This is a genomic window from Streptomyces sp. NPDC012835, assembly GCF_042900885.1.
Classification (GTDB): domain Bacteria; phylum Actinomycetota; class Actinomycetes; order Streptomycetales; family Streptomycetaceae; genus Streptomyces.
Map to the genome: position 1 here is coordinate 1,233,675 of NZ_JBIBBW010000002.1, position 17,303 is coordinate 1,250,977.

Annotated in this window: 16 protein-coding genes and 1 pseudogene; 8 read left to right on the forward strand and 9 right to left on the reverse strand. The window is 72.8% G+C overall.

Annotation, left to right across the window (positions count from 1 at the left end; all coding sequences use genetic code 11):
- The 3 genes and pseudogenes from ACFY6S_RS12945 to ACFY6S_RS12955 form a co-directional block, all read left to right on the forward strand.
- Positions 1-416 (forward strand): annotated as a pseudogene (locus ACFY6S_RS12945) (hypothetical protein); the annotation flags it as partial.
- Positions 413-1,441: a phosphotransferase family protein gene (locus ACFY6S_RS12950; RefSeq protein WP_388826581.1), complete on the forward strand. Its 1,029-nt coding sequence runs from the start codon at positions 413-415 to the stop codon at positions 1,439-1,441. The pseudogene ACFY6S_RS12945 and the gene ACFY6S_RS12950, both read left to right, overlap by 4 nt.
- 9 nt (positions 1,442-1,450) lie before the next feature.
- Positions 1,451-2,668 (forward strand): acyl-CoA dehydrogenase family protein, encoded by a 1,218-nt coding sequence (locus ACFY6S_RS12955; RefSeq protein ID WP_388826584.1) that lies wholly within the window; start codon positions 1,451-1,453, stop codon positions 2,666-2,668.
- A gap of 42 nt (positions 2,669-2,710) precedes the next feature.
- On the opposite strand, the gene ACFY6S_RS12960 is transcribed toward ACFY6S_RS12955, so the two are convergent.
- The gene (locus tag ACFY6S_RS12960; protein WP_388826587.1) at positions 2,711-3,304 is read right to left on the reverse strand and encodes a TetR/AcrR family transcriptional regulator; all 594 of its coding nucleotides are present in this window, start codon (positions 3,302-3,304) and stop codon (positions 2,711-2,713) included.
- Between the two features lie 177 nt (positions 3,305-3,481).
- Complete coding sequence (locus tag ACFY6S_RS12965; protein WP_388826590.1) at positions 3,482-4,249, reverse strand: SDR family oxidoreductase; 768 nt, start codon at positions 4,247-4,249, stop codon at positions 3,482-3,484.
- Positions 4,250-4,608: 359 nt separating this feature from the next.
- Here ACFY6S_RS12965 and ACFY6S_RS12970 point away from each other — a divergent pair, with 359 nt between their 5' ends.
- On the forward strand, positions 4,609-5,910 hold the full coding sequence (locus ACFY6S_RS12970) for an exo-beta-N-acetylmuramidase NamZ domain-containing protein (RefSeq protein WP_388826598.1): 1,302 nt from the start codon (positions 4,609-4,611) through the stop codon (positions 5,908-5,910).
- A gap of 83 nt (positions 5,911-5,993) precedes the next feature.
- Here ACFY6S_RS12970 and ACFY6S_RS12975 read toward each other — a convergent pair whose 3' ends face one another.
- The gene (locus ACFY6S_RS12975) at positions 5,994-7,064 is read right to left on the reverse strand and encodes an alkene reductase (protein WP_388826601.1); all 1,071 of its coding nucleotides are present in this window, start codon (positions 7,062-7,064) and stop codon (positions 5,994-5,996) included.
- 113 nt (positions 7,065-7,177) lie between these two features.
- Between ACFY6S_RS12975 and ACFY6S_RS12980 the strand changes: the two genes are divergently transcribed.
- Positions 7,178-7,558, forward strand: coding sequence for a MerR family transcriptional regulator (locus tag ACFY6S_RS12980; protein WP_388826604.1), 381 nt, complete (start codon positions 7,178-7,180; stop codon positions 7,556-7,558).
- 49 nt (positions 7,559-7,607) lie between these two features.
- Here ACFY6S_RS12980 and ACFY6S_RS12985 read toward each other — a convergent pair whose 3' ends face one another.
- Complete coding sequence (locus ACFY6S_RS12985) at positions 7,608-10,514, reverse strand: penicillin acylase family protein (protein WP_388826607.1); 2,907 nt, start codon at positions 10,512-10,514, stop codon at positions 7,608-7,610.
- 265 nt (positions 10,515-10,779) lie between these two features.
- On the opposite strand from ACFY6S_RS12985, the gene ACFY6S_RS12990 reads away from it, so the two are divergent.
- Positions 10,780-11,391 (forward strand): hypothetical protein, encoded by a 612-nt coding sequence (locus ACFY6S_RS12990; RefSeq protein ID WP_388826610.1) that lies wholly within the window; start codon positions 10,780-10,782, stop codon positions 11,389-11,391.
- 73 nt (positions 11,392-11,464) lie between these two features.
- Here ACFY6S_RS12990 and soxR read toward each other — a convergent pair whose 3' ends face one another.
- The gene (soxR, locus tag ACFY6S_RS12995; protein WP_388826613.1) at positions 11,465-12,007 is read right to left on the reverse strand and encodes a redox-sensitive transcriptional activator SoxR; all 543 of its coding nucleotides are present in this window, start codon (positions 12,005-12,007) and stop codon (positions 11,465-11,467) included.
- Positions 12,008-12,152: 145 nt separating this feature from the next.
- On the opposite strand from soxR, the gene ACFY6S_RS13000 reads away from it, so the two are divergent.
- Entirely contained in the window at positions 12,153-12,614 is a 462-nt protein-coding gene (locus ACFY6S_RS13000; RefSeq protein ID WP_388826616.1) for a MaoC family dehydratase, read from the forward strand.
- Positions 12,615-12,747: 133 nt separating this feature from the next.
- Here ACFY6S_RS13000 and ACFY6S_RS13005 read toward each other — a convergent pair whose 3' ends face one another.
- Positions 12,748-13,374, reverse strand: coding sequence for a TetR/AcrR family transcriptional regulator (locus ACFY6S_RS13005; protein ID WP_388826619.1), 627 nt, complete (start codon positions 13,372-13,374; stop codon positions 12,748-12,750).
- A gap of 111 nt (positions 13,375-13,485) precedes the next feature.
- Entirely contained in the window at positions 13,486-13,773 is a 288-nt protein-coding gene (locus tag ACFY6S_RS13010) for a YiaA/YiaB family inner membrane protein (RefSeq protein WP_388826622.1), read from the reverse strand.
- 117 nt (positions 13,774-13,890) lie between these two features.
- On the opposite strand from ACFY6S_RS13010, the gene ACFY6S_RS13015 reads away from it, so the two are divergent.
- Positions 13,891-14,544, forward strand: coding sequence for a TetR/AcrR family transcriptional regulator (locus tag ACFY6S_RS13015; RefSeq protein ID WP_388826625.1), 654 nt, complete (start codon positions 13,891-13,893; stop codon positions 14,542-14,544).
- Between the two features lie 52 nt (positions 14,545-14,596).
- On the opposite strand, the gene ACFY6S_RS13020 is transcribed toward ACFY6S_RS13015, so the two are convergent.
- A complete protein-coding gene (locus ACFY6S_RS13020; protein ID WP_388826627.1) occupies positions 14,597-15,676 on the reverse strand; it encodes a Zn-dependent alcohol dehydrogenase in 1,080 nt (359 codons plus the stop codon).
- Between the two features lie 130 nt (positions 15,677-15,806).
- Complete coding sequence (locus ACFY6S_RS13025) at positions 15,807-17,219, reverse strand: aldehyde dehydrogenase family protein (RefSeq protein WP_388826841.1); 1,413 nt, start codon at positions 17,217-17,219, stop codon at positions 15,807-15,809.
- Positions 17,220-17,303 lie beyond the last annotated feature (84 nt).

Below are 17,303 nucleotides of genomic sequence, written 5' to 3' on the forward strand. Positions count from 1 at the left end.
GACGGCGGCACGGCGGCACGGCGGCACGGCGGCACGGCGGCACGGCGGCACGGCGGCACGGCGGCACGGCGGCACGGCGGCACGGCGGCACGGCGGTACGGCGGCACGGCGGTACGGCGGTACGGACGGGACCGGACCGGACGGGGGAACGGTCCGGCGGGACCCGGCGCACCGGCAGGCGTGGCCCGGCGGTCGGGGCCGGACGGGCGCCCGCACCGCCCCGCGCGGGCCCGGACGGGCGGGAATCCGGGCACCGTACCGCGCGCGGGAAGAGCACGCGGGGGCATGAGCACTGGACGACATACCGACTGGTCGGCATCATGGGGGCGACCAGCGACCGCGACCACCGCACCGCCGGTCCGCCGCCCGCCCGCAAGCACGCATGCACGCACGCACGCACGGAGGTACGCCGATGAGCCCAGCCCCGCCGCCAGGTCTCGATCCCGAGCGGCTGCGCGGCCATCTCGACCGGGCGCTGCCCGGCCTGGTGAGCGGCGCGCTCGACGCGCGGCTCATCGAGGGCGGCCGGTCGAACCTGACGTACACCGTCACGGACGGCGCCCGGCGCTGGGTGGTCCGCAGGCCGCCGCTCGGCCATGTGCTCGCCACCGCGCACGACATGAGCCGCGAGTACCGGGTGATCGCCGCGCTGCACCCGACGGCGGTGCCGGTGCCGGAACCGCTGCTGCTGTGCGAGGACGAGTCGGTGCTCGGCGCGCCGTTCTACGTGATGGAACACGTGGCGGGCACCCCGTACCGCACGGCCGAGCAGCTGGCCCCGCTCGGCGCGGCGCGCACCCGCGCGGCCGTACTCGAACTGGTCGACACCCTGGTCGAGTTGCACGCCGTCGATCCGGGCGCGGTCGGGCTCGCCGGCTTCGGCCGCCCCGAAGGTTTCCTCGACCGGCAGTTGCGCCGCTGGGGCAAGCAGCTCGACGGCTCGCGTAGCCGCGAGCTGCCCGGCATCGACGAACTGCACGCCGCGCTCGGCCGGTCGATGCCCGTCTCTCCCGCCCCCACCGTGGTCCACGGCGACTTCCGGCTCGACAACGTCCTCATCGGGGAGGACGACCGGATCAAGGCGGTGCTCGACTGGGAGATGTCCACCCTCGGCGACCCGCTGACCGATCTGGGGCTGCTGGTGATGTACAGCGCGCCGCTCGATCTGCCGGGCTCCCCGATCAGCACGACGGCCGGCGCGGCCGGCCACCCCTCCCCCGCCGAGCTGGTCGAGCGGTACGCGGCGGGGTCGGGCCGGGACACCTCCGGCCTCTCCTGGTACACGGCCTTCGCCTGGTTCAAGCTCGCCGTGATCCTGGAGGGCATCCACTACCGCTACACCCTGGGCCGGACCGTGGGCCCCGGTTTCGACCGGATCGGTGATCTCGTCCCCGTCTTCATCCGGCACGGCCTCGCCACCCTCCAGCTCCAGGAAGGCTGAGTACCCCTCATGGACTTCGCATTCGACGCCCGTACCGAAGAACTGCGCGCCCGGCTGCTCGCCTTCATGGACGAGCACGTGTACCCGGCCGAGGCCGTCGCGCAGGAGCAGCGCTCCCGGCTGGCCGATCCCTGGGACACCCCGGCGGTCGTGGCGGAGCTGAAGGCGGAGGCGCGCCGGCAGGGGCTGTGGAACCTCTTCCTGCCCGACCCGGAGTACGGCGCCGGGCTGACCAATCTCCAGTACGCGCCGCTCGCCGAGATCACCGGCCGCTCGCCGCAGTTGGCCCCCACCGCGCTGAACTGCGCGGCGCCCGACACCGGGAACATGGAGGTGCTCGCCCAGTTCGGCTCCGCCGGGCAGCGCAAGCAGTGGCTGGAGCCGCTCCTCGCGGGCGAGATCCGGTCGGCGTTCGCGATGACGGAGCCCGAGGTCGCCTCGTCGGACGCGACGAACATCCGCACGGTGATCAGGCGCGACGGTGACGACTACGTCATCGACGGCCGCAAGTGGTACATCTCCGGCGCCATGAACCCGGAGTGCGCGATCTTCATCGTGATGGGCAAGACCGATCCGGAGGGCGCCGATCCGCGCCGCCAGCAGTCGATGATCCTGGTCCCGCGCGACACCCCCGGGCTCGAAGTGCGCCGCGCCATGCGGGTGTACGGGTACGAGGACCACGCGCACGGCGGCCACGCCGAGGTCGTCTTCGACCAGGTCCGGGTGGACGCCGCCCACCTCATCGGCGAGGAGGGCGGCGGCTTCGCCATCGCCCAGGCCCGGCTGGGTCCCGGCCGCATCCACCACTGCATGCGGCTGATCGGGATGGCCGAGCGGACGATCGAGCTGATGTGCCGGCGGGCCGTGTCCCGTACGGCCTTCGGCAAGACGCTCGCCCAGCAGGGCGTGGTCCAGAACTGGATCGCGGACGCCCGGGTGACCGTGGAGCAGCTGCGGCTGCTGGTCCTCAAGACGGCCTGGCTGATGGACACCGTGGGCAACCGGGGCGCGCACACGGAGATCCAGGCCATCAAGATCGCCACTCCGCGTGCGGTGGTCGACATCATCGACTCGGCGGTCCAGCTGTACGGCGCGGGCGGTGTGAGCCAGGATTCCCCGCTGGCCGAACTCTGGGCCTCCGCCAGGACCCTGCGCCTCGCGGACGGGCCGGACGAGGTGCATCAGCGCTCGCTGGCCCGGCGCGAGCTGAAGAAGCACCTCCACTAGTCCGCCGGCGGGGGTGTCGCGCGGGGCCGACGGCTCAGGGGGTCATGGGCGCAGCGCCCGCAGCAGCAGGTCCGCGAGGTGGTCCGCGACCTGCTGCGGGGCGAGCGGGCCGTCCGGGCGGTACCAGGTGGACAGGTGGTGGACCGAGCCGAAGTGGTAGTCCACCACCAGGTCGGCGGGGGTGGCGGTGGAGAAGACACCGCCGCGCTGGCCCTCCTCGACCAGCGCGCGGAAGCGCTCGTGGTAGCGCCGCCGTTCCTGCCGTACCCGCTTGTACTTCTCGGGGCTCAGGTGGTGCATGGAGCGGAAGAAGATCGCGGCGTCGTCCAGGTTCTCGATCGTCGTGACGACGACATCGGCGGCGGCGGCGCGCAGCCGGCGCTCCACGGGCTCGTCGGCCTCGGCGAAGGCGTCCAGACGCTCCTGCTGGAGCCGGAGCACCCGGGCGTAGACCTCCTGGAGGAGATCCTCCTTGGAGCCGAAGTAGTGGTAGAGCGCCCCCTTGGTGACGCCGGCCGCCTCGACGATCTCCTGGACCGAGGTGCGGTCGTAGCCGCGCTCGGCGAACAGCCGGGTGGCGGCGGCCAGCAGCCGCTGGGGTACGGGGGCGCTGTCCCCGTCCGTCGTTCTCGCCATGCTCGGCCAACCGCCTTTCGTTCCGTGCCGTACCGTGCCGCGTCCGGCGCTCTCCCGATCGGCGCCCACGGCGGGGAACGCGGTTCCCGTCCGAGGATCTTCCCACCCGTGGTCCCGCACGGCCCGGGCAGGACCTCGGACACGCCCCGCCCGGAGCGAACGGGTCGGGCGCCGAGGTCAGGCGCCGCTCTCCTCCCACTTCCGCTGGAGGCGGTTCATGGAGTCCAGCCAGCCTCCTGTGTCCTCGGCGCGGGCCTGGAAGAAACCGGCCACCTCCGGGTGCGGAAGGACGAGGAAACGATCCTCCGCCATGGCATCGAACAGGGCGTCGGCGACGGCCTCGGGGGCGATGGCGGTCGGCATCAGCACGAGTTCCCCGGCGCTCCCGGTGGCGGCGAGCATGTCCGTACGGACACCCTGCGGGCAGATGGCGTGGACCTTGAGGCCCCGGTGCCGGTAGGTCAGCGCGAGCCACTCCGCGTACGCGAGGGCGCCGTGCTTGGTGACGCTGTACGGCGCCTCGCCGATCATGGTGAGCAGCCCGGCGGCGGAGACGGTGGAGACGAACCGGCCGCTGCCGCGCTCCAGCCAGGCCGGGATCAGCGCCCGGGACGCCCGGACGTGCGCCATCACATTGATGTCCCAGGCCGTCGCCCAGACGTCGTCGCCGGGCAGCGTACGGCCGGGTGGCGAGCCCACGCCGGCGTTGGCGCAGTAGATGTCGACGGTGCCGCCGAGCGCCTCGCGGGCGTCCTCGACGATCAGGGAGGCGTCGCCGGGTACCGCGACGGCCCCGATCGACGCGGCGACGGCATCGGCCTTCGCCGCGTCGAGGTCGTTCACCACGACCCGGGCCCCCTCGGCGGCGAATCGGCGGGCGAGCGCGGCGCCGATGCCGCCGCCGGCCCCCGTGACCACAACTCCCGCGCCGCGCACCGTGTCCATCGGGCCTGCCTCTCCGGCGTTCCGGTTCCGTGGCCGGTCCCCGGGAAGTGGCTCCGGGACGACCACGCTGTCGATCGACCCGAGCAGACTAACCAGTCGGTATGTTGCTGGGGAAGAGGCGGCGCCGGACGGCCTGGTTCGGGCCGGCGGCGAGGCGCTCGCCGTCCCGGGGCCGGGGATCGCCGCGCCCGGTAAGGCGCGGAAGCCCCCGCCGGCTCCGAGGAGTCCGGTCGGGGTGCCCGGCTCCGAGGAGTCCGGTCGGCGCGACCGGCCCCGCGCCGCCGGTCGCCTCGTTCCCCCGGCCCGCCGCAGCCGTTAGCGTGCGTGGCCACGATGGCGTCCGATCGCGGAGGTGCGGAATGAATCTGTCCAGACGTGGCCTGCTGAGCGCCGGCGGGGTGGCGGGGGCGCTGGCCGTGACCGCCTCGTCCCCCGCGCTCCCCTCCCCCGCCCTCTCCTCCTCCGCGTCTCCCGCCGCCGCGTCCCCCTCCCCCACTCACCCCGGCGGCGCCGCGCGCGTACGCACCGGCTTCGACCGGCTCGCCGCCGACGGCTACCGGCGGCTGTCGGGGCAGAAGGTCGGCGTCGTCACCAATCCGACCGGGGTCACCCAGGACGTACGCCACATCGTGGACGTCATGCACGCCGACGAACGGGTCGACCTGATCGCGGTCTTCGGCCCGGAACACGGCTTCCGGGGGACGGCCCAGGCGGGCGGCTCCGAGGGGCGGTACGACGATCCGGCGACCGGGCTGCCGGTCTACGACACGTATCTCAAGAGCGGCGGGCCGCTCGCGGACGTCTTCACCGCCTCCGGTGTCGACACCGTCGTCTTCGACATCCAGGACGCGGGGGCGCGCTTCTACACGTACATCTGGACGCTGTACGACTGCATGGAGGCGGCGGCGCGGGCGGGGAAGCGTTTCGTCGTCCTGGACCGGCCCAATCCGGTGACCGGGCGCGCGGCCCTCGGACCGGTCCTGCGGCGCGAGTTCGCCACCTTCGTCGGCCGCGAGCCGATCTCCCAGGCGCACGGCATGACCGTCACGGAGCTGGCGCGGCTGTTCAACGGCGAGTTCCTGGCGAAGCCCGTGCGGCTGGAGACGGTCGCCATGTCCGGCTGGCGGCGCGGTGACTTCTTCGACGCGACGGGGCTGCCCTGGGTGCCGCCGAGCCCCAACATGCCCACCCCCGACACCGCGCTCGCCTACGCGGGAACCTGCCTCTTCGAGGGCACGAACCTCTCGGAGGGCCGCGGCACCACCCGCCCCTTCGAACTGCTCGGCGCGGAGGGCGTCGACGGAAGGTGGGCCGAGGCGGCCAATTCCCTGTCGCTGCCGGGCGTGCGCCTGCGCGAGGCGTACTTCGCGCCGACGTTCTCCAAGTTCGAGGGCCGCACGATCGGCGGCGTACAGCTCCATGTCCACGACCGCGAGACCTTCGACCCGGTGCGCACCGCTATCGCCCTGCTGGTGACGGCGAAGCGGACCTGGAGCGGCTTCGCGTGGCGCACCGACCACTGGATCGACAAGCTGACCGGCTCCACGGGCGTCCGTACGATGATCGACGCCGGCGCGGACACGGACGAGATCGTCGGAGCCTGGCGGGACGAACTGGCCGCGTTCCGCGCCGTACGACGGCAGTACCTGCGCTACCGGTGACCGGACCGGCCGGGGGCCGCCGGGCCGCCGGAGACACGACCGGGGGCGGCGCGCCCGTCGCCGCCCCCGGACACCGCCCGGGGTCAGGCCGCGTGCTGATACGCCGGGTAGGTCAGATAGCCCGCGTCACCGCCCTGGTAGTACGTGGCCACGTCGACGGGGGCGACCGGGAGTCCGGTACGCAGCCGCTCGACCAGGTCGGGGTTGGCGATGAAGGCGCGGCCGAAGCTGATCAGTTCGGCGCCCAGCCCGAGCCAGCGGTCGGCGTCGGCCCGTTCCGTCTGCTTCGGGCCCATCGGGAAGACCGGGTTCATGATCAGGGTGCCGGGCCACGCACGGCGCAGGTCCACCAGCACCTCGTCGCCGACGGTGGCTTCGAGGTGGACATAGGCGAGCCCGAGGCGGGCCAGTTCGGTGAGCAGCGCGGTGTGCAGCTGGAGCGCGTCGTGCTCCTCCACGCCCCAGAACGCGCCGCCCGGGGAGAGGCGGATGCCGGTCCGGTCCGCGCCGACGGCGTCGACGGTCGCGGACACCGCCTCGACGGCGAACCGGATGCGGTTGGCCACGGAGCCGCCGTAGCGGTCCGTGCGCAGGTTGGCGTTGGACGACAGGAACTGGGAGATGAGGTAGCCGTTGGCGCCGTGCAGCTCCACGCCGTCGAAGCCCGCGTCGACGGCTCGGCGGGCCGCCTCGGCGTACGACTCGGCGTGCTCGGGCACCTCCGCCGTGTCCAGGGCGCGCGGCGTCGGCGCGGGCTGCGGGCCGGTGGGGGTGAACACGTCACCCACGGCGGGCACGGCGGAGGGCCCGACCGGCACCGTTCCGATGGTCTCGGGGTGGGAGACCCGCCCGCCGTGCATGAGCTGCGCGAAGATCCGCCCGCCGTTAGCGCGCACGGCGTCGGTCACCGGGCGCCACGCGGCGACCTGCTCATCGGTGTGCAGCCCCGGTGTCCCCGGGTTGGACTGCCCGATCGGGCTCGGCTGCACCCCCTCGCTCACGATGAGCCCGGCCGTCGCGCGCTGCGCGTAGTACGTCGCCATCGACGGCGTCGCGAGCCCGCCGGCGGCGGCCCGGGCCCGTGTCATCGGGGCCATCACCACACGGTTGGGCAGGGTCAGGCCGCCGAGCCGATAGCTGCTGAAAAGGGTCATCGCACAGGTCTCCTCGTTCCGTGGCGCCCAGATCGCGGGCACAACCGCTACGCTAGAACCTCACATTGACGTCAGAGGCAAGTCTTGTGCCACGGATCACAGGGGAGGACGAGGTGCGGATCGGAGAGCTGGCGTCACGGGGCGGGGTCAGTGTCCGCTCCTTGCGCTACTACGAGGAGCAGGGGCTGCTCAGCAGCGTCCGCAGCAGCGGCGGGCAGCGGCACTACCGGGAGGACGACGTCGAACGGGTGACGTTCATCCAGCGCCTGTACGCGGCGGGGCTGTCCAGCAGCACCATCGCCGAACTGCTGCCCTGCGCCTACGCGCCCAGCGAGGCGAATTCCGAAGCCGCGCTGGAGCGCATGGCGCAGGAGCGCGAGCGGCTCTCGCGGCACATCGCGGAACTCGTCCGCACTCGGGACACCCTCGACGAGCTGGTGGCCACGGCCAGGGCGTACCGGGAGAGTCTGCGGCCGATGGTGGCCGGACCGTAGGCGGTACGGTCCGGCCACCGGCGCCGCCCCCGCGCGCGGGGGCGGGCGGTCAGCGGTGCGAGGGGAACTCCACGACCTGCTGATATGTCGGCCTGTTCTGCCAGTTGACCTTCGGGTGGGCGATGCCTCCCAGCGCGCTGTGGATGATCGAGTCGGTGCACCACTGGTCACCGGCCGAGCAGTTCGCGTCGCCGGGGTAGACCTCCTTGACCGGGACGGCCGCCGCCGTCCTCAAGGTGGACAGGAGGCTCTCGCGGCAGGCGGTCGCCGAGCCGTCGCCGCAGTACGTGACCGGGGCCGGCGCCAGGACCGGGTCGCCGAGGACCTGGCGCAGGTCCTTGTCGACGTAGCCCCACCATCCGTACTGGAACGACGAACCGCTGTGCGCGCCGGTCGGGCCGTGGCTCGACGCCGGGGACTCGTCGATCTGGAGCGAGGCGGTGAGCGCCTCGTACAGACCGCTCCCGAGACCCGGCCGGTACTGGGCCTCGACCAGCCGGGGCCACCACGCGTCCATGATCCGTACGGCGGCGGCGTGGGTGTAGGTGTGCGAACCCTGCTTGGTCTCCTTGCGCGGCGATCCGGCGGCCCGCCAGGTCTCCAGTTGCTGGACGACGGTGTTCAGCGCGGGATCGGTGACGGGCGCCGAGCGGATCACCTTGAGCAGCGTGGGCAGCACCTGCTCGCCCCGGAGGTCGGTGACCGCCGCGTCGGCCATCGCCCCGGTCAGGGAGGCGCGGGTGACGCCGCCCTTGGCCACCAGCGCCTTGACCCGGTCGTCCAGCAGATCACCCCGGTGCACGGCGCCGTAGCCGAAGCCCGCCGCGTCGTACTCCTCGGCCTGCCGGTTGTTCCAGGAGATGTAGTAGTCCTGCCCGACGGACCGCGGATGCTGGGCGAAGGGCGTGTAGGCGGCGGTGTTGTGGACCGGGTCGAACCCCTGCCACTCGTACGCCTGCTCCGCCTTCACCGGCAGCGCGGCGTCGACTCCGGCCGCCCGCACCGGATTGAGGCCGCTGTTGAAGTAGGCGGCGGTGCGGGAGTCGGCGTAGAACCAGTTGAAGGCGTAGCCGATGTGGTGCGCGGCCTGCTGGAAGGAGGCGGCGTCCGTGACGTATCCGGGGTCGTTGAGCATCTGGAAGCCGATGATCGAGTCGGCCTCGTGCCGGTAGGTGCTCCGCAGTGAGGTGTACGCGACGGGCTTGCCGCCGACGGTCGCGCGGTGGGTGACCATGCCGTACTTCGTGCGCCAGACCTGGAGCCGGTACGAGCCCTCGGCGGTGGAATCGGCGGTGGTCGGCTTCCAGGCGTTCTTGCGCTCCATCTTCTCCATCGGGGTGCAGACGGAGCGGTGGAGGTACGAGGTGGACGCCTTGGTCGGGGTACCGCCGCCGGGTTCGCACAGTTCGACGGCGTACGTGTCGGTGATGTCCTGCTGGGCGGAGGTGGCGCTCCAGGCGTAGTCCTGGCCCCGGCCCATCTGGACGTACATGCCGACGCCGGCGAAGGCCACCCCGCGGGCGCTGATGCCCGGCCCCTGAAGCTCCTGGAGCATCATCAGCTGTGGCGCGAAATAGCCGGTCTGCGGTCCGAACACCGCGATGGGGTTGCCGCTGGCGGTGTGCTGCCCGGAGACCAGCAGCGCGTTGGACATCCCCTTCCTGGCGGAGAGCGCCCCGGCGGGGAACACCCCGTCGTCGAAGATCCCCTGGAGCGGCTCGATCCCGGCGGGGGCGCTGACGGGCGCCTTGGCGTCGGTGACGGCCGAGCCGGTCCGGTCGTACACCAGCGGTTCGGCCTGGACGGAGCCCGCGTCGGGCAGGGCCGTGCCCTGCGGGTTCGCGGGCTTTCGGGCGTACGGGAAGCGGGTGCCGTCGTGGACGGTGAGGACGGCCTCGGGGTCGTCGCGCTGACGGAACGACTCCCAGACCTCGGTGCCCTTGACCACGCCGTACTTCTGCTGTGCGGCGAGGAGCGAGAGCGCGGCCTGCACCTCGCCGCCGCCTCCCCCGCCGAACTGACCGCCGACGACGGAGGCGATGGAGATCAGGTCGGTGATCTTGAAGGGCTGGATCTCGCCGACGTTGGTGATCGAGTCGATCTTGCCGGTGAGCACGTACTCGCCGGGGAAGTAGCGGCCGTCCTTGGACTTCTGGCGGTAGGCGTTGATGCCGTCGACGTACGCCTGCGCGTCGGCCATGGCCAGCTCGCCGCGCTCGCCCCCGGTGGTCCTGATCCGCTCGACCTGGGCCTCGTAGTCGGCTTCCGTGTACGGGGCCGAGGGCCAGAACTGCTGCTCCAGGCCCTGGTTGGAGAGGGCGCCACCGGCGAAGGAGGTCAGTTCGCCGCGTCCGATGTGACGGAAGAGGTCCATCATCCAGAGCCGGTCCTGCCCGGCGGCGTAGCCCGCGCCGAACTCGGTGCCGTAGCGGGTGGTGCCCTGGATGTGCGGGACGCCGGTCTTCTTGTCCCGGGTGATCGTCACGTCCTCGCGGGGCGAGGTGACGGATTCGACCTGGCCGGAGGGGACGCCGAAGGAGGCGTCGTTGAAGAAGTCGGTGATCTTCGCGTCGGTGAGTCCGCTCTGCCCGGCCACCAGGGAGTCGTAGCGGGCCAGTTGGTCGGAGGCGTGGGCCGGGAAAGTGCCGAAGATCTTGTTGCCGAGGATGTCGGCGAGGGTGGCGTTGCCGTTCGCGCCGGGCGGCAGGATGTCGGCGCACTGGCCCCGGCAGTGGTCGGTGACATCGGCGGCCGGGGCGGCCTCCGGCGCGGGCGCGGCGGTGGCCGGCCCCTGCGGGAGCAGCAGGGCGGCGCCGAGCGCGAACACCGCGACGGCGGTGGCGGCGGCTCTGGTCGCGGTGCGGCCGGCTCCCGTTCTCTTCCGGCCGGTTCCGGTTCCGGCTCTGGCGCGGCCGGTGTCGGCGGCGCGGTCGGCTCGGTGGGTGCGTCGTCGCATACGAGCTCCTCGTGGAGGCGGGTGCGCCGGAGGTTACCGCCGGTACGACCGGTCGGTAAGGTGAACATCGGTCACCTTTCCCCGGAGCGCGTCCCGTCGCTCATTGCGGGGCGCGCTCCGTCGATTCCTGTGAATCCGCATCGAATACCGCTCGATAACGACCCAAATGCCGGAATCCATAGGTGCCATCTGTTTTTTGATGGAGCCGAATGGGGCAGACGTACGTCCATTCCTCAACGCCGAGAAGCGACGGAGGTGGCATGCGATGGCCGGGTTCCGGAGTCTTGCGAGACAGGTGCGCGATCCGCGATGCGATCTGGCCTTGCGACGGTATTCGCTGCGCAAGTGCCTGGAACGATTCGCCCCTTACGGGCACCGGGCGACCTGGGATCACCTGTGCGCGAGGCACAGCATCGATCCCGAGGACAGGGCGCCCGACCCGGCGCGGCTGACGGCCGCGCTGGACGAGCTGGAGGACGCGCGGGCCGTCTGGCTCGCGTACGAGCTGGAGTTCGCCGAGCGCCGCAGGCGCGAGAAGCACGACGGGCTGCGCCGGCCCGGGAGCTTCGACGACTGGCACCGGCGCACCTGGGGCGGCAACGGGGTCGCCCGCTGCGTCGACCCGGCGGTCCATCCCGCCGCGTCGCTCGGCGAGGTGCTGCGCCGGCTGATCTCCGGGCTGGAGACGGGCCCTGGCGCCGGCTGCCCGGTCTGCGGACGGGGCGGGATCGTCTGGCGCCCCGACCTGTCCGGCGCCCCCTGGTCGGGGCCCGTCTGTACGGGGTGCGGCATCGTCGTACCGCAGCCCGTGCTCACGAACGAGGCCCTGGCGCGGGCGAAGCGGGTACGGCTGAGGGATCTGGCGTCGGTGGCGTGAGACCTGCGGGGGCGGGCTCAGGAGCGGCCCCGGCCCCCGCGGTGTCCGTGCCGGACGGGGTGGGGCGGGCGGCTCAGGGCGCCGCGTCCCGGCACGTCGGCGCGCACGGTCCGTCCGGAACGCCCGGCTCGCCCCGCTCCTCCCGGCCACCCGGCGGGACGCGGCGCTCCGCGAGCAGGCGCGAGCCCGTCATCCGATCGCCGAAGGCGTCGTCGGGGTTGGAGAGGACACAGGTCTCCAGGGAGAGACAGCCGCAGCCGATGCAGTCCGTCAGATGGTCGCGCAGCCGGCCGAGCCGGCGGATGCGCTCGTCCATCTCCGCGCGCCAGGCCAGCGAGAGCCGCGCCCAGTCGTCGCGATCGGGGGTGCGCTCCTCGGGGAGTTCGGCCAGCGCGTCCCTGATGGTCGACAGCGGAATACCGACGCGCTGGGCGGCGCGCACGAAGGCGACACGGCGCAGCGTGTCCCGCGCGTAGCGGCGCTGGTTCCCGCTGGTCCTGCGGCTGTGGATGAGCCCCTTGGACTCGTAGAAACGCAGGGCCGACACGGCGGCGCCGCTGCGCGCCGACAGTTGACCGACGGTGAGTTCCTGGATCTTCTCCGGAATATGTGGCACCCGTCCGACCCTAAGGGCTGTCCCGAAGCCCTCGTCGACCGAGTCCGAAGCTCTCGTTGACAGGAGCACTCCCGCCCAACATGCTGAGCAAGCGCTTGGACACATACCGAGGAGCGCGGTCCCGAGAGGCAGGGAGCAGAGAGAAATGGCCGAGCCGAGAACCTTCACCTCCGCCGCGGATTTGCTCGCCGGGGTCGGCGTGCGCCTGGGGCACAGCGGCTGGCTGGAGATCGACCAGAAGCGGATCGACCTCTTCGCCGAAGCCACCGGGGACGAGCAGTGGATCCATGTGGATCCGGAGCGGGCGGCGGCGGGGCCGTTCGGCACGACGATCGCGCACGGCTATCTGACGCTGTCGCTGCTGCCCGTGCTCATGCCGGAGGTCCTGCGGGTCGAGAACGTACGGATGGCCGTCAACTACGGCACGAACAAGGTCCGTTTCCCCTCGCCCGTACCCGTGGGCTCGCGGCTGCGCGCGTCGGCCGTCCTTCAGGACGCCGTGGAGGCGGGCGGCGGTGTGCAGGTCACGGCGCTGGTCACGGTGGAGCGCGAGGGCGGCGAGAAGCCGGCCTGTGTGGCGGAGTCCGTGTCCCGGTACTACTTCTGAGCCGGACGGCCACGCGTACAGGCCGGAACGGGTACACCGGTACGGGACCGCGTACGGGACGGGCGCGTCAGGTGCGGGACCCGCGTCCGGTACGGGCGCTTCACCTGCGGGACCCGCGTACGGTACGGGCGCGTCAGGTGCGGGCCGAGACCATCCGCAGGACGAGGTCGGCGTAGAGCGCGCCGACCTCGTCGGGCGTCCTCGGGCCCGCCGCGTTGAACCAGCGCGCCACGTCGATGCAGAGCGACAGCACCGCGAGCGTGGTGCCCGGCACGTCCGGTACGTCGAACTCCCCGTCCCGTACGCCGTCGAGCAGGATGCGCCGCACCGCCGCACCGCTGCTGCGGCGCAGCTCCACGATCTCCGCGCGGTGCTCGGCGCCGAGCGCGTCGAGTTCGTACTGCACGACGCGCGCGGTGGTGTGCCGCTCCGCGTGCCAGCGGACGAAGGAGCGCACGGCACCGGCGAGCCGTTCGGACGCCGAGCCCTCGGCGTCCGCCGCGGCCGTCAGCAGCACCAGGGCGCTGTCGTGGCCGATCCGGCTGATCCGGTGGAGCAGCTCCTCCTTCGTCTTGAAGTGGATGTAGAGCGCCGCCGGGCTCATCCCGGCGCGGCCGGCGATGTCGCGGGTGGTGGTGGCGTGGTAGCCGCGCTCGGCGAACGCCTCGACGGCGGCGACCAGCAGCTTCCTGGCCGCCTCCGGGGTCACCTCGGCCCACGGCGGGTTCTCGCCGTCCGCCGACTGCTCCGCCGTACGCATCGCTCGCCCCTCTCGTTCGGCCGCCCATTCGATCAGGAGGCACACCCTACCCCGAGGGTGAGCAAGCGCTTAGAGCCTCTCGGGGGCTTCTCGGGGGCTTCTCGGGGCTGCTCAGAGCTTCTGGAAGGGATCGTGGTCGGCGAGCATCTTCTCCAGTCTCGCCTGGTCGACCCGGCTCACGATCTGCCCGGCCTCCTGCCGGTCTCTGATCACCTTGGCCAGCGTGAAGGCGGAAGTCGTCAGATAGAGGACGGCGATACCGAGGAATCCCCGCACCCAGGCGCTGGCGTCGAGCTTGAGGATGCCGACGGACACGGCGACGAGGGCGAGGGCGAAGGAGGCCACGGCCTGCACGTAGAAGGCCGCGGTGCTCTGCTGCTGAACGGGAGTCTCTGTCATGGGCCCAGCATCGGCGGGCCCGGCACGGGCCACATCGGTACGCGTACTCACCCGGCGTCCTGAGTACGGAGCGAGGAGCCCTGCCCGTTCCGCGCGGCGGGACCTACGATGTGCGCCATGGCCCGACCGCGCAGACCCCTGCTCAGCAGAGACCGCATCGTCGCCGCGGCCGGCGCGCTGGTGGACGCGGAGGGACTGGACGCGGTCTCCACCCGGCGGCTGGCCGCCGAGCTGGGGGTGAGCGGGCCTTCCCTGTACAACCACTTCCGCACCAAGGACGAGATCCTCGAAGCCGTCGCCGACGCCGTCAGCGCCCAGGTCGATCTGTCGATGTTCGAGGAGGGCGACGGTCGCGACTGGCGCACCGCGCTGCACGACTGGGCCCGCTCCTACCGCGCGGCGCTCGCCGACCATCCGCACATCGTGCCGGTGCTCGCCCGGGGGCCCGGCCGGCGGCCGGCCGGGCTGCGGGTCGCGGACGCCGTGTTCGGCGCGATGGTACGGGCGGGGTGGCCGCCCGCGCAGGCCACCTCGATCGGGGCGCTGATGCGGTACTTCGTCACCGGTTCGGCGCTCGGCTCGTTCGCCCGGGGCTTCGTGGACGACGCGGCGGCGTACGACCCGGCCGACTATCCGCACCTCGGCCGGGCCCATCTGCTCGCCGAGCGGCAGCGGCAGGTGGACGAGGGGGCCTTCGAGACCGGGCTGCGGGCCCTGCTGGACGGGCTCGCGATCCGGTACGCGCAGTACGAACGGCAGGGCGGGCGTTAGCGGGCGGGGGCTGGGAGGACCAAGGGCGTTGCCCGGCCCGGCCGGACGCCGCCTAGAAGATCACCAGCGCCCGGCCGCCCCGGCCCGCGAGCATGTTCTCGAAGGCCGCGGGGATGGCGTCGAGGCCGATCCGCTCGGTGACCAGCGCGCCCAGATCGAACCGCCCGGCGCCGATGTGGCCGGCGAGCACCGGCAGGTCCTCCGCCGGGTCGCTGTTGCCGTAGACGCAGCCGGAGAGCGTACGGCCCCAGTGGAACAGCTCCAGCGCGTTGAAGGTGACCGCCTGGTCCTTGCCGCCGATGCCGACGACCGTCGTACGGCCGCCGCGCCGGGTGGAGTCCCAGGCGGTGCGGATGGTGGCGGCGCGGCCGACGCACTCGACGGCCACATCGGCGCCCCGGCCGCCGGTGAGCTTCCGGATGGCCCTGGCCGTGGTGTCGGAGGCGACGACGTACTCGGTGGCTCCGGCAGCGCGGGCCAGGGCCTCCTTCTCCGGAGAGACGTCGACGGCGACGACCGTACCCGCTCCGGCGATCCTGGCGGACTGGAGGACGGCCAGGCCGACCCCGCCCACGCCGAACACCGCCACGGACTCGCCCTCGCGGACGCGGGCCGCGTGGTGGACCGCTCCGTATCCCGTCAGGACCGCGCAGCCGAGCAGCGCCGCGTCCGTGAGGGGGATGCCCTCGGGAAGCGGCAGGACGCAGTGGGCCGCGACGACCGTCTCCTCGGCGAAGGCGCCCACGTTGAGCCCGGGGTGCAGCTCCGTGCCGTCGGCCGTGCGGGCGTGCACCCCGGCCGTGCCGGCGAGGGCGTTGTCGCAGAGCCAGACCTCGCCGGCCACGCAGGGGGGACAGCTCCCGCAGGACGGGGCCCAGTTGAGGACGACGCTGTCGCCCGGCGCCACCCCGGTCACCCCCGCGCCGACGGAGACGACCGTACCGGCGCCCTCGTGGCCGAGGACGGCGGGGACCGGTACCCGCATCGTGCCGTTGGAGAGCGACAGGTCGGAGTGGCAGACCCCGGCGGCCGCGAGGCGGACCCGCACCTGCCCGGGGCCGGGTTCGGGAAGTTCGATCTCGGTGATCTCCAGCGGGGCTCCGACGGCGGGCAGGACGGCGGCACGGACCACGGGTTCTCTTCTTCCCTGAAGACGACGGGGACGGCTGGCGCGACGGGCGACGGCCGGCACGACTGGGGGCGGCTGGGACGGACGTGGCGGGCGGGGCGGCCGGATCGGCGGGCCGGCGTTGCCGGAACGGTCAGAACTGGAGGGACTTCGTCTGAAGGTACTCGGTGAGCCCGTGCACTCCCAGCTCGCGCCCCACGCCCGACTGCTTGTAGCCGCCGAACGGCGCGAGCGGGTTGAAGCGGCCCCCGTTGATGTCGACCTGTCCGGTGTCCATCCGGCGGGCGAAGGCCACGGCCTCGGCCTCGTCCCCGGCCCAGACCGCGCCCGCGAGGCCGTACACGGTGCCGTTGGCGATACGGAGGGCGTCCTCCTCGTCCTCGTACCGCAGCAGGGCGAGGACCGGCCCGAAGATCTCCTCCTGGGCGATGGTCATCTCCGGGGTGACCTCGGCGAACACGGTCGGCGCCACGTAGTAGCCGGTGGCCAGCGGGGCTTCGGGGCCGCCTGTGACCACCTTGGCGCCCTGCGCGACGCCCTGCTCCAGATAACCCCGCACCCGGTCCCGCTGCCCGGCGCTGACGACCGGACCGAGGCGGCTCGTCTCCTCGCGCGGATCACCCGCGACGTACTTCCGGGCGGCGGCGGCTGCCAGCTCGACGGCCTCGTCGTACTGGTCGGTGTGGACCAGCATCCGGGTCCAGGCGCTGCAGGTCTGGCCCGAGTTGGACATGACGTTGGCGACGCCGACGCGGACGGCCCTGGCCAGATCGGCGCTGGGCAGGATGACGTTGGCGGACTTGCCGCCCAGCTCCAGGGCGACCCGCTTGACCGCGCCGCCCGCCGTGGCGCCGATGCGCCTGCCGACGGCGGTGGAGCCGGTGAAGGAGACCAGATCGACCCCCTCGTGTTCGGCGAGGGCCTGGCCCGCGACCGGGCCGAGGCCGGTGACCAGGTTGAAGACACCCGCGGGCAGCCCGGCCTCATGGACCAGCTCGGCGAAGAGGCGGGCGGTGAGCGGGGTGTGCTCGGCCGGTTTGACGACGATCGTGCAGCCGGCGGCCAGGGCCGGGGCGACCTTCGCGACGATCTGGTGCAGCGGGTAGTTCCACGGCGTGATCGCGCCCACCACCCCCACCGGCTCCAGCAGCACGGTGGAGTTGCCCGCCTTCTCCTCGAAGGGGTACGACGCCGCCAGGTCGGCGTACGAACCGGCGACCAGGATCGGCGCCGCCGCGTGGACCAGCCGCGAGAAGCCGATCGGCGCGCCCAGCTCGGCGGTGACGGTTTCGGCGATCTCCTCCTTGCGGGCGGCCATGGCGTCGCGCAGCGCCCGCAGGTACCCGGCGCGCTCGGCGGGCGGGGTGGCGGCCCAGCCGGGGAAGGCGGCCCGCGCCGCGCGGACGGCGGCGGCGACGTCCTGCGCCGTACCGGCCGGGACGGTGGCGATGATCTGCTCGTCGGCCGGATTGACGACCGGGATCGTGTCCGCTCCCGCCGCCGGCCGCCACTGCCCGTCGATGTACATCCCGTCGTACGCCTGCATCGCCATCCCCTGTCCTCGCCCCGTACGTGGTCGCTGCGGTGTCCGCGTTCGGCACCGGTGACGGAACTCCAAACTAGCGACGAT